General features: G+C 39.6%; 2 protein-coding genes and 2 pseudogenes. 2 read left to right on the top strand and 2 right to left on the bottom strand.

Annotated features, from left to right (window positions below; all coding sequences use genetic code 11):
- Positions 1 to 45: 45 nt before the first annotated feature.
- Positions 46 to 411: pseudogene (locus ACKPVM_RS20390) on the top strand (YfjI family protein); the annotation flags it as partial.
- Positions 412 to 633: 222 nt separating this feature from the next.
- A complete protein-coding gene (locus ACKPVM_RS20385) occupies positions 634 to 1,257 on the top strand; it encodes an inovirus Gp2 family protein (RefSeq protein ID WP_409311572.1) in 624 nt (207 codons plus the stop codon).
- Between the two features lie 61 nt (positions 1,258 to 1,318).
- Here ACKPVM_RS20385 and ACKPVM_RS20380 read toward each other — a convergent pair whose 3' ends face one another.
- Together ACKPVM_RS20380 and ACKPVM_RS20375 are read right to left on the bottom strand one after the other, a co-directional pair.
- On the bottom strand, positions 1,319 to 1,531 hold the full coding sequence (locus ACKPVM_RS20380; protein ID WP_409311571.1) for a hypothetical protein: 213 nt from the start codon (positions 1,529 to 1,531) through the stop codon (positions 1,319 to 1,321).
- A gap of 208 nt (positions 1,532 to 1,739) precedes the next feature.
- Positions 1,740 to 1,874, bottom strand: a pseudogene (locus ACKPVM_RS20375) (type I restriction enzyme endonuclease domain-containing protein); the annotation flags it as partial.
- Between the last annotated feature and the right edge of the window lie 265 nt (positions 1,875 to 2,139).

The raw sequence follows: 2,139 nt of genomic DNA, 5'->3' as shown, positions 1-2,139 counted from the left end.
CTGGTAGAGAGTTTACTCACTTAGTCGCGTGTCCACTAATGCTGGGTAAGATCACTAATACACTATTTCAATGGTGATAAAGATAATATTTCTCTTGCCGCAACGAACGCTGCTGTGAAGATAACTTTATGGTTTTTAGAAGAATATGTGAGATTATTTTCTAAACCTCAGGAACTGACTTTACTGGGTTCAGATGCCGATGAGCTTTACTGGTGGATAAAGGACTATTGTGTCAAATGTTTTGTTCCATACATAAGGAAAACAACTATTCTGCAATATGGTCCGAACCGATTCAGGAATCGAAGTAAAGTAAATGAACTGCTTAGTACCCTTTGCTCGAAAAATAGAATATACACAGAGAAAAGAGGGAAAACTCTTTTTATAAAGCCTATCGATGACATTATGTTGTAAACCTTCCCAAAGATTAATAAAAATGTTTTATTAATAGTGCTGTCGTAATTAATTATAGAGTTCATTTAAAGCAGTCGTAGCAGGCTGTGGCTATTCTTTTCCTGAAATAGAATGTCGGATAGTTATTATATATTATCTCGTTAAGAGTATATGTGGATCTATCACACTAATAAGCCATATCCAGTAATGTGATGACTGCTATCCATTGAGGAGAAAATCATTATGAATATCTACCATAGTGAATATGGGAGCCATGTTACATCATACAAAAATAAGATCGTCGGCGTTATTAATAATGCCGTTAAAGAACACCCTAGAACATTGGTGTTACGGATTGATCTTCATGATCCAGTTATTTTTGACAATGGTGACACCATTTCCTGTTTCGCTAATACTGATTCAGGTGCTATATCAAGATTTACTAATTCCCTAAAAGCCAAACTGGCAGCAGATGAACAGCGCAAACTTAAAGAGGGTAAACGGGTACATCCTAATACGCTCCGTTATGCGTGGGTACGAGAATTTACTCAGAATGGGAAACGTCATTTTCACGTATTCCTGTTTCTGAACAAGGACGCATACTACCATCTGGGAGATTTTAATATGGATGACGACACGCTAAGAACCATGATCACCTCTGCATGGTGCAGTGCGTTAACTTTGACTCATGAGGAAGGGCTGCACCTGGTGCAGTATCCTGCTAATGGTAAATATATCCTGAATCGTGATGATATTCTTAATGATATTTATCCCGGTGATTTACTGAATCGGATTGACTATCTCACGAAAGTTAAAAGTAAGATTTTTGGTGAGGGCAATCGTAATTTTGGTTGCAGTCTAAGCTAATTTATTTCTACAGCATTGGCCTTTCTTATACGAGAAAGGCCAAACTAAAGTGGATATCGATTTAGCCGACTAATTCATCTGTTGAGGTTTTCCTCTCAGAAGAAAAAATAGCATCCATAACTTCAGTAGAGTGCAATAATGTCTCAAGAGCTGCTCGAAGCGGAGAAAACACTTCATGTTCCACAGGAAATTCACCATAATCCTGCCAGCACTCAGTAAGTAAATGAGGTTCAATCGTGACAGGTAGGAAATAGTTACCTTTCCCCTGGTCCAAGAACCCTAACTCCTGAAGCTGCTTACGAGAAGATTGCTGAATATTGATGGCATAGCTAAATAGTTTCTCATAATAGCGCTACACTTGTGAGAGATAACATCCCGCCAGCTCTGGCTCCGAGCAATGATAAGTGGAACATTAATGCGAGAAGTTATTTAGCTAGAAAAGGGAAATTCATCATTTCCTTTCATTATTGACTTCAAACCGTTTAGTTATTTGAAACAATTTCAGCCTGTTTCAGTATCAGTTCAACTGCATATGGTGCTCTATCTGGCGGGTACTTATATTTGCGTAGCGCCTGACGTACAAGAATATGCCGTCGGGCTCGTATGCTTTCGCGCAGCATCTCGTTATTCAACAGGTACTGTCTGCTATGATTGAGAATGCCTTTTAGTTTTGGGGGTAATTTCATCCAGCGCGTTGTCCACCAGCTAAATAGCTGCGCCAAATAGTAGGTCACTTGAAGGGAACTCAGCCCGGATTGTGCGATTTGATCAATCGCCAAACATCACAAATCACCAACCGGACTGAGCGATGCCTGATGCAGAAAATGTGATCCTACCCACGTAATGTGGACACAGCCCTAAGCGAGGTTCTGGTTTTCAAAT

Source organism: Pectobacterium hainanensis, from assembly GCF_046237015.1.
GTDB lineage: Bacteria > Pseudomonadota > Gammaproteobacteria > Enterobacterales > Enterobacteriaceae > JBJYIN01.
The sequence above is the reverse complement of the archived record's forward strand: the minus strand, read 5'-3'. Positions and strand labels throughout refer to the sequence as shown.

Excerpts from the sequence above, each read along its gene's own strand:
- ACKPVM_RS20385 (WP_409311572.1), top strand. The coding sequence starts at position 634 with ATGAATATCTACCATAGTGAATATGGGAGCCATGTTACATCATACAAA.